This is a genomic window from Neorhizobium sp. CSC1952, assembly GCF_030378245.1.
GTDB classification, from domain to species: Bacteria; Pseudomonadota; Alphaproteobacteria; order Rhizobiales; family Rhizobiaceae; genus Neorhizobium; species Neorhizobium oryzae_A.
On the sequence record NZ_CP128416.1, the window covers coordinates 3,364,740 to 3,384,293 of the forward strand.

24 protein-coding genes are annotated in these 19,554 nt (G+C 63.5%); 16 read left to right on the forward strand and 8 right to left on the reverse strand.

The window, feature by feature from the left end; translation table 11 throughout:
• Positions 1-12 precede the first annotated feature (12 nt).
• Positions 13-1,386, reverse strand: a complete 1,374-nt coding sequence (locus QTA58_RS16380; RefSeq protein ID WP_085419987.1) for an NAD(P)-dependent oxidoreductase — start codon at positions 1,384-1,386, stop codon at positions 13-15.
• 221 nt (positions 1,387-1,607) lie between these two features.
• Between QTA58_RS16380 and QTA58_RS16385 the strand changes: the two genes are divergently transcribed.
• Together QTA58_RS16385 and QTA58_RS16390 are read left to right on the forward strand one after the other, a co-directional pair.
• Positions 1,608-2,018 (forward strand): DUF2325 domain-containing protein, encoded by a 411-nt coding sequence (locus tag QTA58_RS16385; protein ID WP_085419986.1) that lies wholly within the window; start codon positions 1,608-1,610, stop codon positions 2,016-2,018.
• Positions 1,999-2,232 (forward strand): hypothetical protein, encoded by a 234-nt coding sequence (locus QTA58_RS16390; RefSeq protein ID WP_289669631.1) that lies wholly within the window; start codon positions 1,999-2,001, stop codon positions 2,230-2,232. Before QTA58_RS16385 ends, QTA58_RS16390 begins: the two co-directional genes overlap by 20 nt.
• A 28-nt stretch (positions 2,233-2,260) precedes the next feature.
• On the opposite strand, the gene QTA58_RS16395 is transcribed toward QTA58_RS16390, so the two are convergent.
• From QTA58_RS16395 to QTA58_RS16415, 5 genes are all read right to left on the reverse strand, one after another.
• On the reverse strand, positions 2,261-2,581 hold the full coding sequence (locus QTA58_RS16395) for a DUF423 domain-containing protein (RefSeq protein ID WP_085420750.1): 321 nt from the start codon (positions 2,579-2,581) through the stop codon (positions 2,261-2,263).
• Positions 2,582-2,636: 55 nt separating this feature from the next.
• Positions 2,637-3,026 (reverse strand): group II truncated hemoglobin, encoded by a 390-nt coding sequence (locus QTA58_RS16400; protein WP_085419985.1) that lies wholly within the window; start codon positions 3,024-3,026, stop codon positions 2,637-2,639.
• A gap of 117 nt (positions 3,027-3,143) precedes the next feature.
• Positions 3,144-3,320: a hypothetical protein gene (locus QTA58_RS16405; protein ID WP_200814011.1), complete on the reverse strand. Its 177-nt coding sequence runs from the start codon at positions 3,318-3,320 to the stop codon at positions 3,144-3,146.
• A gap of 181 nt (positions 3,321-3,501) precedes the next feature.
• The gene (locus QTA58_RS16410; RefSeq protein WP_085419984.1) at positions 3,502-3,729 is read right to left on the reverse strand and encodes a hypothetical protein; all 228 of its coding nucleotides are present in this window, start codon (positions 3,727-3,729) and stop codon (positions 3,502-3,504) included.
• Between the two features lie 145 nt (positions 3,730-3,874).
• A complete protein-coding gene (locus tag QTA58_RS16415; protein WP_289669632.1) occupies positions 3,875-4,261 on the reverse strand; it encodes a DUF4087 domain-containing protein in 387 nt (128 codons plus the stop codon).
• A gap of 248 nt (positions 4,262-4,509) precedes the next feature.
• Here QTA58_RS16415 and QTA58_RS16420 point away from each other — a divergent pair, with 248 nt between their 5' ends.
• Genes QTA58_RS16420 through QTA58_RS16435 form a run of 4 tightly spaced genes read left to right on the forward strand, consistent with a single transcriptional unit; the run spans position 4,510 to position 7,093 of the window.
• Entirely contained in the window at positions 4,510-5,040 is a 531-nt protein-coding gene (locus QTA58_RS16420) for a sigma-70 family RNA polymerase sigma factor (RefSeq protein ID WP_085419982.1), read from the forward strand.
• On the forward strand, positions 5,033-5,794 hold the full coding sequence (locus QTA58_RS16425; protein WP_085419981.1) for an anti-sigma factor: 762 nt from the start codon (positions 5,033-5,035) through the stop codon (positions 5,792-5,794). Before QTA58_RS16420 ends, QTA58_RS16425 begins: the two co-directional genes overlap by 8 nt.
• A gap of 18 nt (positions 5,795-5,812) precedes the next feature.
• Positions 5,813-6,529, forward strand: coding sequence for a Bax inhibitor-1/YccA family protein (locus tag QTA58_RS16430; RefSeq protein WP_085419980.1), 717 nt, complete (start codon positions 5,813-5,815; stop codon positions 6,527-6,529).
• Positions 6,530-6,553: 24 nt separating this feature from the next.
• A complete protein-coding gene (locus tag QTA58_RS16435; RefSeq protein ID WP_289669633.1) occupies positions 6,554-7,093 on the forward strand; it encodes a DUF2076 family protein in 540 nt (179 codons plus the stop codon).
• Positions 7,094-7,203: 110 nt separating this feature from the next.
• Here QTA58_RS16435 and QTA58_RS16440 read toward each other — a convergent pair whose 3' ends face one another.
• Positions 7,204-7,929 carry a ribonuclease activity regulator RraA gene (locus QTA58_RS16440; protein ID WP_289669634.1) on the reverse strand — a complete coding sequence of 242 codons (726 nt, stop codon included), beginning with the start codon at positions 7,927-7,929 and terminating at the stop codon, positions 7,204-7,206.
• Between the two features lie 11 nt (positions 7,930-7,940).
• Positions 7,941-9,671, reverse strand: coding sequence for an L-arabinonate dehydratase (gene araD / locus QTA58_RS16445; protein WP_289669635.1), 1,731 nt, complete (start codon positions 9,669-9,671; stop codon positions 7,941-7,943).
• Between the two features lie 190 nt (positions 9,672-9,861).
• On the opposite strand from araD, the gene QTA58_RS16450 reads away from it, so the two are divergent.
• The 10 genes from QTA58_RS16450 to QTA58_RS16495 all read left to right on the forward strand — a co-directional run bounded on the left by QTA58_RS16450 (position 9,862) and on the right by QTA58_RS16495 (position 19,499).
• A complete protein-coding gene (locus tag QTA58_RS16450) occupies positions 9,862-10,545 on the forward strand; it encodes a GntR family transcriptional regulator (protein ID WP_289669636.1) in 684 nt (227 codons plus the stop codon).
• A 10-nt stretch (positions 10,546-10,555) separates the two neighbouring features.
• Positions 10,556-11,464: a dihydrodipicolinate synthase family protein gene (locus QTA58_RS16455; RefSeq protein ID WP_289669637.1), complete on the forward strand. Its 909-nt coding sequence runs from the start codon at positions 10,556-10,558 to the stop codon at positions 11,462-11,464.
• A gap of 81 nt (positions 11,465-11,545) precedes the next feature.
• Positions 11,546-12,736, forward strand: a complete 1,191-nt coding sequence (locus QTA58_RS16460; RefSeq protein WP_289669638.1) for an extracellular solute-binding protein — start codon at positions 11,546-11,548, stop codon at positions 12,734-12,736.
• A gap of 75 nt (positions 12,737-12,811) precedes the next feature.
• Positions 12,812-13,879, forward strand: coding sequence for an ABC transporter ATP-binding protein (locus tag QTA58_RS16465; protein ID WP_289669639.1), 1,068 nt, complete (start codon positions 12,812-12,814; stop codon positions 13,877-13,879).
• A gap of 10 nt (positions 13,880-13,889) precedes the next feature.
• Positions 13,890-14,789: a sugar ABC transporter permease gene (locus tag QTA58_RS16470; protein ID WP_289669640.1), complete on the forward strand. Its 900-nt coding sequence runs from the start codon at positions 13,890-13,892 to the stop codon at positions 14,787-14,789.
• A 3-nt stretch (positions 14,790-14,792) separates the two neighbouring features.
• Positions 14,793-15,638, forward strand: a complete 846-nt coding sequence (locus QTA58_RS16475; protein ID WP_085419972.1) for an ABC transporter permease subunit — start codon at positions 14,793-14,795, stop codon at positions 15,636-15,638.
• Positions 15,639-15,704: 66 nt separating this feature from the next.
• A complete protein-coding gene (locus QTA58_RS16480) occupies positions 15,705-16,907 on the forward strand; it encodes a mandelate racemase/muconate lactonizing enzyme family protein (RefSeq protein ID WP_289669641.1) in 1,203 nt (400 codons plus the stop codon).
• Entirely contained in the window at positions 16,907-17,779 is an 873-nt protein-coding gene (locus tag QTA58_RS16485; protein WP_085419970.1) for an SMP-30/gluconolactonase/LRE family protein, read from the forward strand. Before QTA58_RS16480 ends, QTA58_RS16485 begins: the two co-directional genes overlap by 1 nt.
• Before the next feature lie 3 nt (positions 17,780-17,782).
• A complete protein-coding gene (locus QTA58_RS16490) occupies positions 17,783-18,580 on the forward strand; it encodes an NAD(P)-dependent oxidoreductase (RefSeq protein WP_085419969.1) in 798 nt (265 codons plus the stop codon).
• Positions 18,581-18,593: 13 nt separating this feature from the next.
• Positions 18,594-19,499, forward strand: a complete 906-nt coding sequence (locus QTA58_RS16495; protein WP_289669642.1) for a hypothetical protein — start codon at positions 18,594-18,596, stop codon at positions 19,497-19,499.
• Positions 19,500-19,554 lie beyond the last annotated feature (55 nt).

A 19,554-nucleotide genomic window follows, 5' to 3' on the forward strand; every position in this document is an offset into this window, starting at 1 on the left:
TCCAATCCTCCCTCAGGCCACTGCCGTGGCCGGCTGCGAACCGGCAGCCAGGGCACGGTTGATGCTTTCGGCGGCGTCGCGGCCCTGCGCGACCGCCGAGACGGTGAGGTCTTCGCCGATGCCGATGCAGTCGCCGCCGGCCCAGACGCCCTCGACCGAAGTGCGGCCTTCGGCATCGACCAGGATCTTGCCTTTCTCGAACTGCAGCGCGCCGAGGCCGGAAGCGGAGAAGTTCTGGCCGATCGCCTTGAAGATCTGGTCGGCGGCAATGATGCCCGTTTCGCCGGTGCCGACGAGCCTGCCGTCCTTCACCGCGGTATATTCGACCTCGATGCCGCGCACCGTGCCGTCCTTGCCGATGATGGCTTTCGGCGCCAGCCAATGACGGATGATGACGCCGTTGGCGGTGGCGAGGTCCTGCTCGTAACCGGAGGCGTTCATGTTCTCCCTGCCGCGACGGTAGCAGATCGTCACCTCTTCGGCGCCGAGCAGCTTGGACTGGATCGCGGCGTCGATGGCGGTCATGCCGCCGCCGAGCACGACGACCCGCCTGCCGACGGGGATCGCCGCCTTGTCCTTCGCCTGGCGGAGTGCGGCGATGAAATCGACCGCATCCTCGACGCCGACGAGGTTCTCGCCCTCGATGCCGAGGCCGTTGACGCCCTGAAGCCCCATGCCGAGGAAGACGGCGTCATATCTGGATGTGAGATCCGAGAGCGAAAAATCGCGGCCCAGCGCCTGGCCGTTCTGGACCACGATGCCGCCGATGGCGGTGACGTAATCCACTTCGCGGCTCGCGAAATCGTCGACCGCCTTATACGTTGCTATGCCGTATTCGTTGAGGCCGCCCGATTTTTCGCGCGCTTCGAGGATCACGACGGAATGGCCGTGCATGGCGAGCCGGTGCGCGGCGGCAAGCCCGGCGGGGCCGGCGCCGACCACGGCGACCGTCTTTCCTGTCGGTGCCTTGCGGCTGTAGAACTGCCGGCCCTGTTCCATGGCGATGTCGGTCGCGTAACGCTGCAGCTTGCCGATCTCGACCGGCTTGTCCTCCGCGGTGTTGCGCACGCAAGCCTGTTCGCACAGCGTCTCAGTGGGACAGACGCGGGCGCACATGCCGCCCAGGATGTTCTGGTCGAAGATGGTCTTGGCCGAACCGATCGGATTGCCTGTCGATATCTGCCGGATGAACAGCGGGATATCGATGGAGGTGGGACAGGCCGTCATGCACGGCGCGTCGTAGCAGAAATAGCAGCGGTCGGCGGCGACCAGCGCCTCATGCCTGTCGAGACGCGGGTGGAGGTCGGCGAAATTCGTCTCGTACTGAGCCTGCGAAAGACGCCCAGCCGAAATCCCGGCCATCTGGCCGTTTCCCAGTCGATCCATCTTATGTTCCCTCTTTTATCGGATTCATGGACAACTATGGCCGAAGGGTACCACAGCGAAAAAATTTATCAAACGGTAAAATTTTGAGAGAGAAGCCGTTGTCAGGCCGTCGAATATATCCTGATAAAAAGAGTCGACTTTAATCTTTACTCCGAAAATCAACTTTACTATGGTGCGCTCCAGCAAGGGGTTCCGACCCCGAGAGCCGGACGGGGAGCACGATGGCCAAGAAGCAGAAGCGGAAGAACGGCAACAGCGGCGCGGAAGAGGCGTCCAAGGCTCCGGCACGCGGTGACGGCGGCGCCATCGACATCCGCAGTTTCCTCTATGTCGGGGGGCGTGACTGTCAGGTGGCGCATCTGCGTGAGATCGCCAGCAATTACGGGGCGGAACTTATCCATCACGACGGCGGTTTGCGTGAAGCCGTCTCGCGCATCGACACCGTGCTGCCCTCGGTCGACTGCGTCTTCTGCCCCATCGACTGTATCAGCCACGATGCGTGTCTGAGGGTGAAGACCGGCTGCAAGAAGTTCGGCGTCGCCTTCGTGCCCCTGCGCAACGGCTCGAAATCCAGTCTGGAGCGGGCGCTCCAGACGATGAAGGAACGAAATGATGAACGAAGAACGTCGTGACGTCGGCCTTTTCATCGGCCTGCACAAGCTTGCCGAACAGAATGGCGACGGACTGGTGCCGGAACTTTACGCGCTGCTGACGGCGCGTGCGGAGGCGGCCGCCAACATGGCTTCCGATATGACCAATGTGGTGACCTTTCCGGCCGACCTGAAATCTCACGCTTCCGGAATGCTGCCGGCCGGAGAGGGCAGGGTGCTGGCTTTCCGGCGCTGACAATCCCTCCGCCCGGCAGGCCAGGGGGTTAGACTTCTTTCGTTCGGAAAAACGCCGCCGCAGCCACAAGCAGCCATCCGAGCATCATCAGCGTGCCGCCCGCGGGAGCCGCCATCGCAAACAGCCGGTCGCCAAGATAGTGCCGCGACACGAGATCGCCCGCGAAGACGATCGTGCCGAGCCCCAATACCAGCGCCGCAAGGGTAGCAGTCCGGAAGAACGTCTGGCCGAGATAGAGGCCCAGCAGGACGGGGGCATGCGCCAGGCACATGGCGGACGCGGAGCCCAGGAAGAGCGTATCGCCGCCATGGCTCGCGGCTGCTGCAAGGGCGACGCCTGCGGCCCCCATCAATCCGCTCACAAACAGAATCAACGGCCTCAGATATCCGAGTCTTTCCAAAACCCTATTCCCTGTTCTGCATGTGGAAGGCGAGCCGCTCGATCGGCGGCCAGATGATCTCGCGCAGCTTTTCGTTGTCGATCGTTTCCTGCATGGCGCGGCGGAAGCAGAGCATCCATTCGTCGCGTTCGGCGGGGCCGATCGCCGCGCCGAAATGGCGCGAACGCAGCCGCGGGTGGCCGTATTTCTCGACATAGACCGGCGGACCGCCGAGATAGCCGGTCAGATAGTCGTAAAGTTTGGCCTCGCTACCTTCGAGGCTTGCCGGGTGGATGGCGCGGCAGCGGGCGGCTTCCGGCAGCGTGTCCATCAGCTCGTAGAAGCGTTTCACCAGCGCGCGCACCGTGGGGTCGCCACCGATCGCCTCATAGAGTGTGATTGTCTCGCCTGCCATTCCCGCTTGCCCGACCTGTTTCTTCAAGCGGTGTTAGCGGCACCCGGCAATTCGGGCAAGCGCCAAGGCGTCGCATGGCTTGCGCCGTCTGAAGCGGTTTTCGGCGTAGGGTGGGTATCAATCCGGTCCGGCGTCCGCTTCCTTCGCATCGGGTTCGGGAAGGGAGCCCGTGCCCGGCGTCTTGTCGCGGTCGATCAGGTGTTCCTTGGCATGCGGCCCGGCCGGCGGTCTTGAAGCTCCGCCTGTCTTGCCGGCATGTTCCACCGCTTCCCGTGCCTTCTTGTCCTCAGCCATTTGCGGTCCTCCGAAAATTGGTGCTCCTGGACGGAACGCTCAGGCCGCAAGCCTGTTCCGCGTTCGGCAGATGGCGGTCTCAAGCCGTCGCCGATGCGTTCTCAGGCTTCGGCCTGGCGGCAGATGATGGGAAAGTCTGGAAACGGATTTCAGCCTTCTCTTTCCTGTCGACAAAAGCCAGTCAGGCGCCGACGCTTCCCTCTGCGAGCCATTTGTGACGGGAGGCGGCTTGCTGCAGGTCGGGCAGGGTCTTGTTGCCTTCACGGAAGAGGTTGATGAATATTTCGGCTGCAAGGGTTGCATCTGCCGAGTGCTTCGACACTTGGCGTTCGTCGCACCATTGTTCCAGCGCGGATTCCAGGATCTCCAGCTCCGCTGGTCCGAACGTCGTCTCAAAGAATTCGGACATTGCTCTCCCCTGGGTCGTCCTCGGTCGGGCGGCAGATATGAACTCGTGCCGGCCCTTTCAAGGCGTTGAGGATAGGGGAATCGGCGGGGCCTCGCCGAAGGGAGTTCGCTGGCTTGGCTTTCAAAAGACAGGGAGAGACGGTGCCTCAGTCCTGTGGCGCCGGCAGCGACTTGTCGTTCCTGCAGGCGGAAAGCGGGCGAATTTTCCCGGAATATACCCTGGTGATGCGCTGCGCCTTGGCGTCGGTATCGACCCGCATGCAGGCGCACCCATAACCGTAGCCGGCACCGGGTACATTCGTTTCGACGAACTGCCTGCCGTCGAAGTCCGGCGCCTTTTCGGCATCGACCGCATCCGGACCGGCGGCTTCTCCTTGCGAGGTTATGCTCCAGGTCGCGTCCCTGTCGGTGAGCCAGAGGTTTCCGGGGGTCGGCATCTGGTACCATCCGCACCTGTTTTCGGCGGCGTTGACCTGAAGTGCCCAAAAAGCGACAACGCCGGCCAGCGTGAGCTGGCACATCGATTTGATCATTGATCAGGCTCTCCTTACAAACGGAGCAGGACAGATTGAATGCTGTTGCTGTTTTTGTCTATCAGCCTTCGAGGGTGCAGGAGAACGGATCGAAAGTCGCAATTCGGGTTGGCACCCGGTTCGACGAATGCCGTCCATCCCGCGTGCGGCCCCATTCCAGCTCGGGAGAACAGGCCGCGGCCTGAGCGTTCGAATTTTTTTTCAGTTGGGGATGGAAAAGAATCCGTGTCGGCTCCGTATATGCGGTTATGGATGCTGAAAAGAGATCTTTCGACGTCATCGGACAGCTTGGAGCGCTGAGGCGCTATGCCCGTTCCCTTGTCCGGGATTCGGCGGAGGCCGAGGATCTCGTCCATGATGCGCTCGTAAAAGCCTACGAGCGCCGCGTGACGTTCAGAAAGGGCGCAAACCTGCGCACCTGGTTGCTGTCGATCGTCCACAACACGCATGTCGACAGGATCAGAAGCACTCTTGCGCGCAAACGCCGCGATGACGCGGCGGCTCTGGAGGCGGAAGTTTCGTACCCCGGCGACCAGGAGCATGCAGTCAGGCTCCGCCAGGTCCGGGAAGCTTTCATGGCATTGCCGGAGGACCAGCGCGAAGCCCTGCATCTTATTGCCGTGGAAGACCTTTCCTATCAGGAAGCGGCCGATACGCTCGGGGTTCCCGTCGGAACCTTGATGTCGCGTGTCTCGCGTGCACGGGCGAGCCTGCGCGCCTTCGAAGCCGAGGGAAAGCAACCAAACCATTTGAGGCTTGTGAGAGGCGACGATGACTGACATCGATACCATTCTCGCCACCGATTTCGATGCCTATGTCGACAATCAGCTCGATGTGGCGGGTCGTCTTCGGGTCGAATCCTATCTCGCGCGGCATCCTGCCGAAGCCGCACGGGTGATGGCCGATCTCGAGATGCGCACGATGCTGAGGCTTGCGCTTGCCCCGCAGCCTGCATCGGGTCGTCCCGAGACGCGCGAGGCTGCCCGTCGCCTCTCATCCGCTCTTGCGGGCCGGCGCATGTGGGCCGCCCTGCAGCGCGCCGCAGCCGTCGCTGTTCTGGTATCGGCCGGATGGCTTGCCAATTCGTCCCTGGGAACCCGTGAGGTGGTGGCCTCCGTGCATCCGCCCGTTTTCGTCGAGGAGGCGGTACGCGCGCATCAGACCTCGCTCGTGCGGGCGGGCATGCCCTCGCAGCCGGAGGTGAAGACGTATGATCGCGAAGACATCCGTGCGGCAACCGCGATCGTCATGCCGGAACTGCCGAAGGACTGGCAGGTCGCCGATGTCCAGATATTCCCCTCCGAATACGGCCCGAGCGTCGAGACGAGCATCCGGACCAGGGACGGCACGCAGATTTCGCTGTTTGCCGTAAGGCCCGGCCATTTTGCGGTCGAGCAGGTGAAGAATCTCAATCTCGCCGATGCGGAAGCTGCGTGGTGGCAACTCGGCGAAGTCGCGTACGCCATCATTTCGAGCGCGCCCAATACCGGTCTCTCCGACGAGGCCGAACTTCTCAAGAACTCACTCTACTGATCATCAAGGGAGATTTTCATGTTTCAGAACCAAAACCGCTTCGGCGGCTACAGTCAGGCATCCGCCGCCGTCTTCGACGAGGGCCTTCGCCGCCATATGCTGCGCGTCTACAACTACATGGGCCTCGGCCTCGTGGTGACGGGCATCGTCGCCTTCATCGTCGGCACGACGCCGGCGCTCTACGTGCCGATCTTCTCCACGCCGCTGAAGTGGGTGGTGATGCTGGCTCCGCTCGCCTTCGTGTTCTTCTTCTCGTTCCGCATCCAGACGATGTCGGCATCGACCGCACAGATGACCTTCTGGGCCTTCTGCGCCGTCATGGGCCTGTCGCTCGCTTCGGTCTTCCTCGTCTTCACCGGGGCCAGCATCGCCAGAACCTTCTTCATCGCCGCCACGATGTTCGGGGCGACGAGCCTTTACGGCTATGTCACCAAGCGCGATCTGTCGAAGTTCGGTTCCTTCCTGATCATGGGCCTGATCGGCGTGGTCATCGCCTCGATCGTCAACATCTTCCTCGGCTCCAGCGCGCTGCAGTTCGCAATCTCCGTGATCGGCATCGTCGTCTTCGTCGGCCTGACGGCCTGGGATACGCAGAACATCAAGGAACAGTATGCCGAGAATTTCGACCAGGAATCCCAGCAGAAAATTGCCGTCTTCGGCGCATTGTCGCTCTACCTGAACTTCGTCAACATCTTCCAGCTCCTGCTGAATTTCACCGGGCAGCGCGAAGAGTAACGGTCGGCAAAGGGGAGATATTTCATGGATCGCAACGATCAGCAGGCCATCGAAGGACTGTTCTCCAAGCTCGCCAATGTCGAGCGCCAGGCTCCTTCGCGCGACGCGGAGGCCGACCGCTACATCCAGGACCGCATCGGCCAGCAGCCGGGCGCGCCCTACTTCATGGCGCAGACGATCGTCGTGCAGGAACAGGCGCTCGAGGCAGCGCAGCGCCGCATCGAGGAACTGGAGGCGCAGGCTGCGGCCCAACCGCAGCGCGGCGGCCTGTTCTCCGGCATGTTCGGCGGCGGTGCCGCGCCGCAGCGTGCCGCGCCGTCATCCTACGGCCGTCCGTCCCCCTGGAATGCGCAGAACCAGAACGCCATGCCGCCGATGCAGAATCGCGGCAGTGGCGGGTTCCTCGCCGGGGCTGCGCAGACAGCCATGGGTGTTGCGGGCGGCGTGCTGCTCGGCAATGCCATCATGGGCATGTTCGGCGGCGATGAAGCTCAGGCGGCCGCGCCGGAAGCGGAGGAACCGGCCGAAGACATGGATCTCGGCGGCGACGAAATGGAGTTCTGATACTCATCGAGGCGGGCGGAGTTGACTGCGTCCGCCTCTTCTTCCGTGAAGTTTCACAAACCCGAAAGACCGTCATCGTCGAGGGGCACCCGAAGACGCGGGGCCGGCTCTTAGCGCCCTTTGGTCTTTCGCCAGCCGGCGAAATCGGATCTCGTCTCGTCGCGGGTGGCTGGATAGAGGCCGATGATCGAGCGGCCGTTCAGCACTTGCTCGGTTACAAAATCCTCGAATGTTGTCATCTCCACCGCTTCGTCGGCTACCTCTTCGGCAAGATGTGCGGGGATGACGACGACACCCTCGTTGTCGCCGACGACCACATCACCCGGCCACACCGCAACGTCACCGCAGCCGATCGGAACATTGATGTCGAGGGCCTGGTGCAGCGTCAGATTGGTCGGCGCGGACGGCCGGCTGTGGTAGGCGGGGATATCGAGTTCGGCGATCTCGGGACTGTCCCGGAAACCGCCGTCCGTGACGACGCCGGCCGCCCCCCGCACCATCAGGCGCGAGATGAGAATGGAGCCGGCCGAGGCGGCCCGGGCATCCTTGCGGCTGTCCATCACCAGCACATGGCCCGGCGGGCACTGCTCGATCGCGGCGCGTTGGGGATGTTTGGGATCCTGGAAGACCGACAATTGATTGAGGTCTTCGCGGGCCGGAATGTATCGCAGGGTGAAGGCCTGGCCGACCATCGTTCTGGTCTTGCGCGAAAGCGGCCGGACATCCTGGATGAACTGGTTGCGGAGGCCCCGCTTGAACAGCGCCGTGCAGATCGTCGCGCAGCTGACGCCCTCGTATTTCTTGCGCGTCGCGTCGGAAAGAACGTAGTCGGTCATAGGGTCTCCAGTCAGAAAATGTCGGGTTCGCCGGCGGCTGCGCCGAATTGGCTTTCGAGAAAGTCGAAATCGCATCCTTCGTTGGCCTGCTTGATATGTTTCGAGAACATCCAGCCATAGCCGCGCTCGTACTTGTCGGCCGGCGCCTTCCAGGCGGCCCGCCGCCGGGCTAACGTCTCTTCGTCGACCAGCATGTTGATCGAGCGGTTCGGCAGATCGACGCGAATGAGGTCGCCGGTGCGCACCAGCGCAAGCGGACCGCCGACATGGGCTTCGGGCGCGACGTGCAGGATGCAGGCACCATAGCTCGTTCCGGACATGCGGGCGTCGGAAATGCGCAGCATGTCGCGGTAACCCTGCTTGAGGATCTTTTTCGGGATCGGCAGCATGCCCCATTCCGGCATGCCGGGGCCGCCCTTGGGGCCGGCATTGCGAAGGATCAGCACGTGGTCGGCGGTGACGTCGAGGTCTTCGCGGTCGATCATCGCCTTCATCTCGGGATAGCTGTCGAAGACCAGGGCAGGGCCTTCGTGGACACGCAGGCGCGGCTCGCAGGCCGACGGTTTCATGACGCAGCCGTCAGGCGCGAGGTTGCCCTTCAGCACCGCGAGCGAACCTTCCGGGTAGATCGGATTGGATAGCGGCCGGATGACGTCGCCGTTGTAGACTTCCGCACCCTTCAGCGTCTCGCCGAGCGGCAAGCCGCTCACCGTCATGGCATCCAGCTTCAGGAGGTCCTTGATCTCGGCCATAAGCCCACGCAGGCCTCCGGCGTAATAAAAGTCCTCCATCAGGTACTTGTCGCCGGACGGGCGGATATTGGCGACGACCGGGGTGGTGCGGCCGGCCTGGTCCAGGTCGTCGAGCGACAGCGGCACGCCGGCGCGTCGGGCCATGGCGATCAGATGCACGACGGCATTGGTGGAACAGCCGGTCGCCATGGCGACGGTCGTCGCGTTGTGGACGGCCTGCGGGGTGATGATCTTGTTCGGCGTCAGGTCTTCCCAGACCATTTCGACGATGCGGCGGCCGCAGCGCGTGCTCATGCGCATGTGATTGACGTCGGCGGCGGGGATGGAGCTCGCACCGGGAAGCGTGAGACCGAGCGACTCGGCGATCGCCGTCATCGTGCTGGCGGTGCCGAAGGTCATGCAGTGCCCGTAGGAGCGGGCGATGCCTTCCTCCACGCCGGTCCACTGTTCCTCGGAGATCGTGCCGGCGCGGCGTTCATCCCAGTATTTCCAGGCATCCGAGCCGGAGCCCAGCCACTCACCCTTGTAATTGCCGCGCAGCATCGGGCCGGCCGGCAGGAAGATCATCGGGAAACCGGCGCTGATCGCGCCCATGACGAGGGCAGGGGTGGTCTTGTCGCAACCGCCCATCAGCACGGCGCCATCCACCGGATGAGCGCGCAGAAGTTCCTCGGCCTCCATGGCGAGGAAATTGCGGTAGAGCATCGATGTCGGCTTCAGCGCACTTTCGGAGAGCGACTGCACCGGCAGCTCGACCGGGAAGCCGCCTGCCTGCAGCACGCCCCGCCTCACATGCTCGACGCGATCCTTGAAGTGAGCATGGCAGGCATTGAGATCCGACCAGGTATTGAGGATGGCGATGATCGGTTTCCTGCCCCAATCCTTCTCGTCATAACCCATCTGCATCATGCGGGAGCGATGTCCCGACGAACGAAGATCATCCGGCGCGAACCAACGCGCGCTGCGGAGACTGGCTGCTGCTTTTGTCATGCTGAAGTTTCCAGATTTCCTGCCCTGACGACGTGCGACCCACGAGGAGCGCCGAGTTGGACCTCCTTCCAACCGGCCGTGAACTTAAACTTCCTCCTCCGATATTGATATATCAAATTTCAGATTTCCAGCTTGATATATCAGATTTCAGGTGTTAGACAACCGGCCAACAAAGAGATGGAGGGAATGGATGGGCGGCGAGGACGCGCTTCTGCCAGTCGAGCCGGTGTTTCTGAAAAGCCTGCGCGACCATGTCTACAGTCTCGTCCGGGATGCGATCGTGTCGGGCCGGCTGAAGGGTGGCGAGAAGCTCAACGAGCGCCAGCTTGCGAGCCAGCTCGGCATCAGCACCACTCCCCTCAAGGAGGCGCTGCGGGTGCTCGAGGCCGAAGGGCTCGTCCGTTCCGAGCCGCGCCGCGGCATCTACGTCACCTTCAATGCGGCTCAGGCGGAAGAGATGATGCTGGCGCGGGCGGCGATCGAGAGCATGATCGCCCGCCAGGCCGCGAAGCGCGTCAACGAAGATCAGATCGCCCGCATGCGCGCACTGCTCGTCGACATGCGTGCCGGCCTGGAAACCGTCGACGTGCTGCAGCTCATCGCGCTCAATGAACGCTTCCACAACGTCATCCACGAAGCTTCCGGCTGCGATTACCTGCGCCGCCTGCAGAGCGGCCAGAACATCTACAACCACACGGCCCGTCTCAGCGTGCTGTCGGAGGAGCGCGAGCGCTTCCTGGCGGTCGAAGAGCATGAGGCCATTGCCAGCGCCATCGCCGCCCGCGAGCCGGATCTCGCCGAGCGGCTGATGCGTGATCACGTGATCCGCTCGGGCGAGAAGCATCTCGTCCGCGTGTCTCAAGCCGGGAATTAAGGAAACGGACATGAATATCCGCGACTACAAGCGCGTCCTCACGGGCATTTCGGGCGTCCATGTGACGGCGTACGACCAATCCGGCGCGATCGATCCTCAGCTGACGGGCAAGATTGTCCGCCGCATTGCGGATGCGGGCATCCATAACATCGTCTCCGGCGGCAATACCGGCGAGTTCTACAGCCTCCGGCATGAAGAGGTGCTTCGCCTGCAGGCGATCTGCGTCGCCGCCGCCGAGGGCAGGACGGTGGTCACCGCCGCAGCCGGCCGCTCGATCGGCGAGGCGATCGCCACGGCCAAGTCCGCCAAGCGCGAAGGCGCGCAGGGCGTGATGGTGCATCATCCGCTCGATCCGTTCGCGGCGCCGAAGGCGCAGGCCGACTATTTCATCTCGATCGCCGAAGCCTCCGAACTGCCGCTCGTCGCCTATGTACGCTCCAACGCGATCGCCGTCGGCGATCTGGCGCGCATCGCGACCCACCCGAACATCGCCGGCGTCAAATTCGCCTCGACCGACATGATGCTCTTCTCCGAATGCGTGCGCGCGACCGAAGGCACGGATGCGGTCTGGATCTGCGGACTGGCGGAAGGTTGGGCCGCTCCCTTCTATGCGCTGGGCGCCAAGGGCTTCACGTCAGGCCTCGTCAATGTCGATCCGGCCCGCTCGATGGCTGTCTGGAAGGCGCTTGAGGCGGGCGACTATACCACGGCACGGGCGCTCGTCGCGGAGATCGCCGGCTTCGAAATGCTGCGCACCAAGTTCAACAACGGCGCCAACGTCACCGTCGTCAAGGAAGCTCTGATGCTGCGGGGCGACAATGTCGGTCCCGTCCGGCTGCCGGGCCTGCCGGCGCTCGATGCCGCCGACCGCAAGTATCTCGAACAGATCCTGAAGGGCTGGGAGCCGGTCGCCGCTTAACGGGGCAAAGGTAGACCCCGCGAATGCCGGCAGGCCTGCGCCGGATAGATGAAGCCAGGCACCTAGTGGAGGAGCTTGAAAATGAATCCGAAATTCTCGCGCCGCGGCTTCCTCGGCGTAGCCGCAGCCGGTACTGCCGCAATGACCTTGTCGTCCGTCCGTGCCATGGCGGCGGGCCTGCCCCTGCCGACGTCGCCGGTGACGCTGAACATCGTCGATGCCGCCGGCAATCTCGCGCTGACGCAGCCGGCCTTCGACGCCTATGCCGCCGCAAAGCCGAACCTCGTTTCGCGCATGACCTTCAACAAGGCGACCTCGCCGGAATTGCCGGGCAAGATCAAGGCCCAGCAGACCGCAAAGCGCCTCGACATCGATCTCGTCATCATCGGTCCGGACGCTCTCTCGGCCGGTCTTGCGCAGGACATGTGGATCGATATCGCCTCCATGAAGGACACCGGCCTGCCGGACCTGAAGTCCATCTATCTCGAGCCGGCATACCGTATGCAGGAACTCTCCAAGGGGCGGGGCGTCACGATCAGCTACTATCCGTCCGGCCCGCTGATCGGCTACATGCCGTCGAAGGTGAAGACCGTTCCGAAGACCGCCGAGGAACTGCTCGACTGGACGAAGCAGAACCCGAACAAGTTCATCTATGCGCGTCCGGCGAACTCGGGGCCTGGCCGCACCTTCCTGATGGGCCTGCCTTATCTTCTGAAAGACAGCGATCCGAAGGATCCGGTCAAGGGCTGGGACAAGACCTGGGCCTATCTCAAGGAACTGCACAAGAACATCGAGTACTACCCGGCCGGCACCGGCGCCCTGATGAAGGAATTCGGCGAAGGCACCCGCGACATGACCGTCACCACGACGGGCTGGGACATCAACCCGCGCGTTCTCGGCGTCGTGCCGAAGGAGGCGGCGGTCGGCACGCTCGAAGGTTTCCACTGGGTCTGCGACGCGCATTATCTCAGCGTTCCGAAGGGGGTCTCGGACGAGAAGCTGGCCGTCATTCTCGACATGATCGCCTTCATGCTGAAGCCGGAGCAGCAGGCCTACACCTATGACCAGGGCTATTTCTACCCGGGTCCGGCGGTGAAGGACGTGCCGCTCTCCATGGCTCCGAAGGCCAGCCAGGACGCGATCGCCGAATTCGGCCGTCCGGAATACGAAGACTGGATCAAGAACAACCCGGTCGAATTGCCGCTCGAGCCGGATGCGCTCGTCGCCGCCTTCCGCCGCTGGGACGAAGAAGTCGCAGCCGTCGCGAAGTAACCAACCCGATATCCAAGACAGGCATGGCCTCCGCTCGAAGCGTGGCCATGCCCTTCTCCATGATGAGGTCGATCGATGCAGCTCGCATCCATGCCATTCAATGAAATCCGTCTCGACCGAATGAGCCGTGCATTCGGGGCGTTGAACGCGCTGCGCGAAATCACTCTGTCCATCAGGAAGGGCGAATTCATCGCCTTGCTCGGGCCTTCCGGCTGCGGCAAGTCGACCGCTCTCAACTGCATCGCCGGCCTGCTCTCCACGACGGGCGGGGGCATCTATATCGACGATAAAAGGATCGATCAGTTCAAGCCCGAGGATCGCGGTTTCGGCATGGTCTTTCAGAACTACGCGCTTTTCCCGCATATGAGCGTGCGCAAGAATATCGGCTTCGGCCTGAAGATGCGCGGCCGTCCGCAATCCGAGATCGACATCAAGGTCGAGGAGGCGATCGCGCTGGTGCGTCTGCAGGGCCATGCGGACAAGCTTCCCGGCCAGCTTTCGGGCGGCCAGCAGCAGCGCGTGGCGATCGCCCGCGCCATCGTCATCGAGCCGCCGCTGGTCTTGATGGACGAGCCGCTGTCGAACCTCGACGCCAAGCTGCGCCTCGAGATGCGCGCCGAAATCCGCCGCATCCACAACCAGATGAAGGCGACCACCATCTACGTCACGCACGACCAGGACGAGGCGCTGTCGCTCGCGGACCGGATCGTGGTTCTCCGCGACGGCGTCATCCGCCAGGTGGGCACGCCGCACGAGCTTTACGAGAAGCCGGCGCATCTCGACGTCGCCGAATTCATGGGCTTCCGCAACCGTTTCGCCGGCAAGGTCATTTCCCGGGAAGGCGATCGCGCCACGGTTTCCGCCGGCTCCTTCTCCGTTTCCGGAACGGTGGTCGGCGATCTTCAGCCGGGAGCTTCGGCCGTGCTCGCCGTGCGCCCCGACGACGTGATGCTCGCGGAACAGGCTTCCGGCGGCGTTCCGGTCACGGTCGATACGATCGAATATCGCGGCCGCGAATATGTCGGCATCGCCCGCACCGGCGACGGCGTCGAGATCGTCTTCCATGCGGATCGCGCGCCGGCGCAGGGGGGCGCGGTTGCGCTGTCGATCGATCCTGCCCGCGCGCTGATCTTCGGAGCTTGAGGATATGGCGATGTCCAACTCCACCCCGATGGAAGCCAAATCGCTTCGCCAGAAGCTCGCGCTGCGCGGCATCGACGGCGTGACGCTGCTCGTGCTGCCGTCGGTGATCTTCGTGCTGGCGATCTTCATCTACCCGTTCTTCTACGGGTTGATGCTGTCCTTCTCGCCGATGCGGGAAGGCGGCATGTTTGCCAACTACGCCGCCTTCTTCTCCGATCCTTATCTCTACAACACGATCGGCGCGACGCTCAGGCTTGCGATCCCGGTGACGATCCTCAGCGTCGCCTTTGCCGTGCCGGTCGCCATGCGCGTCCGGCTGATGAAACGTCAGCGGCTCTTGACCACCATCCTCGTCCTGCCGATCACGCTCGGCACGGTTCTGGTGGCGCAGGGCATGCTGAACTACCTCGGCCCGCAGGGCTGGTTCAGCCGCACCCTGATGCTGATCGGCCTCGTCGATTCGCCGGTAAAGCTCACCAACAACTACTGGGGCGTCTTCCTGTCGCTGGTGGTCACGGTCTTCCCCTTCACCTTCCTGCTGACGCTTTCCTATGTGACCGGCATCGATCCGGCGCTCGAAAAGGCGGCCGCCACCCATGGCGCCTCGAGCTGGCAGCGCTTCCGGCACGTCATGCTGCCGCTGCTGGTGCCGGGGCTGGCGATCGCCTTCTGCCTCACCTTCGTGCAGGCCTTCGCGGTCTTCCCCTCCGCCGTGCTGCTCGGTGCGCCATCCGGGCCGACGCGCGTCATCTCGATCGCCGCGGCACAGGCCGCTTTCGAACAGTACGATTTCACCATGGCCTCGGCGATCGCCATGATCATGGGCGTCGTGCAGCTCTGCATCGTGCTGATCGTCCTCGTCGTCCGAAACCTCTTCTACCGTGGCGCCACCAGTGGCGGGAAAGGCTGAGCCGTGATCCGCGATACTTCCATCGGAGCCAAGCTCTGGATCACCGCCGTCTGGGCCGTCACGATCTTCTTCGTGCTCAACGTGCTCGCCATCATCGCGACGGTCATCGTCTCGTCGCTCGGCACGCGCTGGCTCGGCACCTGGCTGCCGAACGCCTTCACCTTCAACTGGTATGCATCGGCCTGGCGCGAGTTCCAGCTCGGGCCGGTCCTGTTCGTCACGTTCCAGATCGCCTTCACCGTCGTCGCGCTGTCGGGTCTCCTCGGCGTGACGGCCGCCTATGCGATGGCGCGTCGCGACTTTCCGGGAAAGCGGCTCATCATGCTCCTCTTCCTGCTGCCGCTGCTCGTGCCGCCGATCACCTTCGGCATTCCGCTCGCGACCGTGCTCTACCAGTTCAATGTCGGCGGGACGTTCTGGGGCGTGGTGCTGGCCAATCTCGTGCCGACCGTGCCTTTCGTCATCCTCGTCATGATCCCCTTCATCGAGCAGATCGATCCGAAGGTGGAGGCCGCGGCGCGCGTCTTCGGTGCCGGGACGTTCAAGCTCTTCGTCTACGTGCTGATGCCGATGCTGATCCCCGGCATACTGGCGGCCCTGCTTCTGGTCCTCGTCCGCACCGTCGCGATGTTCGAGCTGACCTTCCTGACGGCCGGCCCGACCAGCCAGACGCTCGTCGTCTCGCTCTATTACGCGGTCTTCGCCTCCGGCGTGCGCGCCGTCCAGTCGATCGACGCCATGGCCGTCATCTACATGGTCTCGACGCTCGTCTGGCTGCTGGTCGCGCTGCGCTTCGTCAACCCGACCCAGATCGTGGCGCGCGGCAACCAGTCGTCCGCCGCCCATTGATCCGCAATTGCCTCCGCGCCGGCGGGAAAGTCCGCCGGTCCGTTTCGCGTTTATCCGGAAGATCCGATGAAAATCACCGCGCTTGAAACCGTCCAGCTCCCCAGCCTCAACAACATCATCTGGCTCAGAATCCATACCGATGAAGGCATCATCGGGCTTGGCGAGACCTTTCGCGGCGCCGATGCCGTGGCGACCTACCTGCATGCGGAAGTGGCGCCGGCGCTGATCGGCAAGAACCCGCTGGAGATCGACCGCATCTCCAAGCTTCTGACCGAAACCTATGTGGGCTTCCGCTCCTCGGGCGTCGAAATCCGGGCGGCATCCGCCGTCGACATCGCGCTCTGGGATATTTTCGGCAAGGTTACGAACCAGCCGATTCATCAGCTGCTCGGCGGTCTCTCGCGCCCGTCGATCCGCACCTACAACACCTGTGCAGGCTATTCCTACAACAGCCAGGGCTCGCGCCGCTATATCGGCAGTGCGGACAAGCCGCAGGGGCCTTATGACGATCAGGTGGCCTTCACCAACGATGCCGGAGCGCTGGCGGAAAGCCTGCTTTCCGAAGGCATTACCGCCATGAAGATCTGGCCGCTCGACCCTTACGCGGTCGCAAGCGGCGGCAATTTCATCCATCGCGACGATCTCGACAAGGGCCTCGAAGCCTTCCGCCGGATCCGCGACGCGGTCGGCAACAAGATGGAAGTGATGGTCGAGCTGCATTCCATGTGGGACCTGCCTTCGGCACTGGCGATCGCCCGCGAGATGAAGGAATTCCGGCCGTTCTGGATGGAAGACCCGATCAAGATGCAGGACACCGAGGCGCTGGCCGTCTATGCGCAGCGTTCCGGCCTGCCGGTCTGCGCCAGCGAGACGCTGGCGACCCGCGCCCAGTTCGTCGAGTTGCTCCGCAAGAACGCCGTCGATTATGTCATGCTCGACATTTCCTGGTGCGGAGGCCTCAGCGAGGCGAAGAAGATCGCCGCCATGGCGGAAGCCTTCCAGCGGCCGATCGCGCCGCATGACTGCACCGGCCCGGTCGTCTTCGCCGCCTCGATCCATCTGTCGCTGAACGCGCCGAATGCGGTCTTTCAGGAGTCGGTTCGCGCCTATTATTCGACGTGGTACCGTGACCTCGTCACCGTCATGCCGCGGATCGAGAACGGCAGGATCTATCCGTTCGAAGGCGCGGGCCTCGGGCTGGAACTCAGCGACTACGTGCTCGACAACCCGGACGTCATCCGCCGCACCACGGCGAGCGGCGACCTCTGATGCGTTTCGAGGCGCTCGACGGGCTGAGCCTCGGCCTCGGCGAAAGCCCGGTCTGGGACGACAGGCGCGGGCTCGTTTTCCTCTGCGACATCCCGACCGGCAGGCTTCTGGCCATCCGGCTGGGGGAGGGCCTTGTCCGGGAGTGGGTGCTGGGAACCAATGTCTGCTCGCTCGGGCTGTGCGAAAGCGGCCGGCTGATCGTCTCGCTGACCCGCGAGCTGATCGTCTTCGATCCCGATACCGGCAGCCGTGAGACGCTCGCCAGACTTGAGAACGAACTTGAGACCAATCGCCTCAACGACGGCAAGGTCGGCCCGGACGGCGCATTCTGGGTCGGCACCATGGACCAGCGGGCGGAACGGCAGGCCGTCTGCTCGCTCTATCGGGTCGGCCCCGACGGCCGCATGGTCGCCAAGAAGGACGGGCTCTTCATCTCGAACGGGCTTGCGTGGTCGCCGGATGGCCGCACCATGTACCACTCCGATTCCGGCGGCAAATGGATAGAGCGGCATGCGTTCGATCCCGCGACCGGCGGGATCGGCGAGGGGCTGCGGATCGCCGAACCCGGCGAAGCCGAAGGCCGGCCGGACGGCGGGGCGGCCGATATCGAGGGGAATTACTGGAGCGCCGGAGTCTCGGCCGGCTGTCTCAACCATTATGCGCCGGATGGCCGGCTGATCGGCAAATACGCGCTTCCGGCGCCATCGCCGACCATGCCCTGCTTCTGCGGGACGGACCTGAAGACGCTGCTTGTCACATCGCATCGGTATCTTTCGCCCGAGGTCCTCGACCGATATCCCCTGGCAGGCAGCGTGTTCCTGACGCCGTCTCCGGTGGCCGGCACGCCGGCGCACCGCATGAAAGGTTTTTGATCCGTGAGCTTCGACAAGACCCGCAAGATCGTTCTGACCGGTGCCTCCGGCAATCTCGGCCGGTTCCTGACGCAGGCGCTCGCGGAGCGCTACGAGAACGTCGTGCTGACCGACATCGCCGACTTTCCGGAGACGGTTCCCGCGAATGCACGCTTCGTCCGCGCCGATATCGCCGATGCGGAAGCCATGGCTTCCATCTGCGAAGATGCTGCGGTCATCCTGCATTTCGGCGGCGTCAGCACCGAAAAATCCTTCGAAACGATCCTGCCGGCGAATATCGTCGGCGTCGTGAATATCTTCGAGGGTGCCCGCCGGAACGGCGCCCGCGTGGTTTTCGCCAGTTCGAACCACACGATCGGCTTCCATGAGCGGAGCCGGACGCTCGACATCGATACGCCGACGCGCCCGGACAGCTTTTACGGCGTCTCGAAGATTTTCGGCGAGAATATCGGCCGCCTCTATTTCGACAAGCACGGTGTCGAAAGCGTGCATCTGAGGATCGGCTCCGCTTTGCCGGAGCCGCTCGATAAACGCCATCTTTCGACCTGGCTTTCCCTGCCGGACCTCTTCGGCATGGTGGTGGCCGCCATCGAAGCGGAGCGCACGGAGTTCGCCGTTCTCTGGGGCGCTTCCGCCAATACCCGCACCTGGTGGGCGAAGGACGATTCCGGCCGCCTCGGCGTGAGGCGCGCCGACAATGCGGAAGCCTTCGCCGGAAAGGTGGCCGGCCCCACCGGCGATCCCGTCACCGAACGATTCCAGGGCGGCTCCTATTGTGCGATGGATACGGTCGTTCGATAGGCTGCCGATCCCGATGACTGAAGCGAATATCTTCTGCCTGAATGCACACGGTTATGCCGTCGCGGTCGATGCCGCACATGGCGCGAGCCTGACCTCGCTGAAATGGCGAAAGCCGGATGGCGAATGGTTCGAGGTGTTGCATCCGTGCCCGCCGGGGGAGGTTGCACGGAGCGGCGGGTCCTTCGTCATGGCGCCGTTCGCCAACCGCCTCGACGGCGGCCGGTTCGAGACCGACGATGGGGTGGTTCAAGTGCCGCTCAATCGCTCGGAACAGAAAATGGCCGTACACGGCTTTTCGCGGGACCGCGCATGGCGGGTGGTCGAGGCGGCGGACGACACGCTCGTTCTGGTGGACGATTTTGCCGATGACGGCATTCCATTCCGTTATCGCCTGACGCAGGCAATCTCGATCGGGCCGGATGGGGTCGAGATGTCCCTGAGCCTGACCAGCACCGCCGAACGGACACTCCCCTACGGCATGGGTTTCCACCCCTGGTTCCGCAAGGAAAGTGAAACCTGGCTGACCTTCAAGGCCGAAACCGGCTTCGGCCGCGACGAGCGCGGCTTCCCGACCGTACCCATGCCGGCCTCGCACGGGCCGGATTTCTCGGCCGGGCTTGAGGTGTCGAAAATGCCCTGGTTCGACGGGCATTTTTCCGGGTGGACATCGCGCCGGGCCATCCTCGAATGGAGAAGGCAGGGCGTGATGCTTGAGATTTCGGGAGATGGTGCGCTCCGCAATCTCCATGTCTACGTCCCGGACACATTACCGGTCTTCTGCGTCGAGCCGGTAAGCCATGTCCCGGATGTGCACAATCGGCGTGACCTGGCCGCCTATGGCGATGTCGAATGGCTTGGGCCGGGGAAAACGCTGGCGGGCCGCATGCGGCTCCGGCTGGCGGAGGGGCAAGGGCTATAAGCCCCGGCCAGTTCCGGCGCCGGGGGCAGGCGACGATCTGTCGACAATCCCGGCG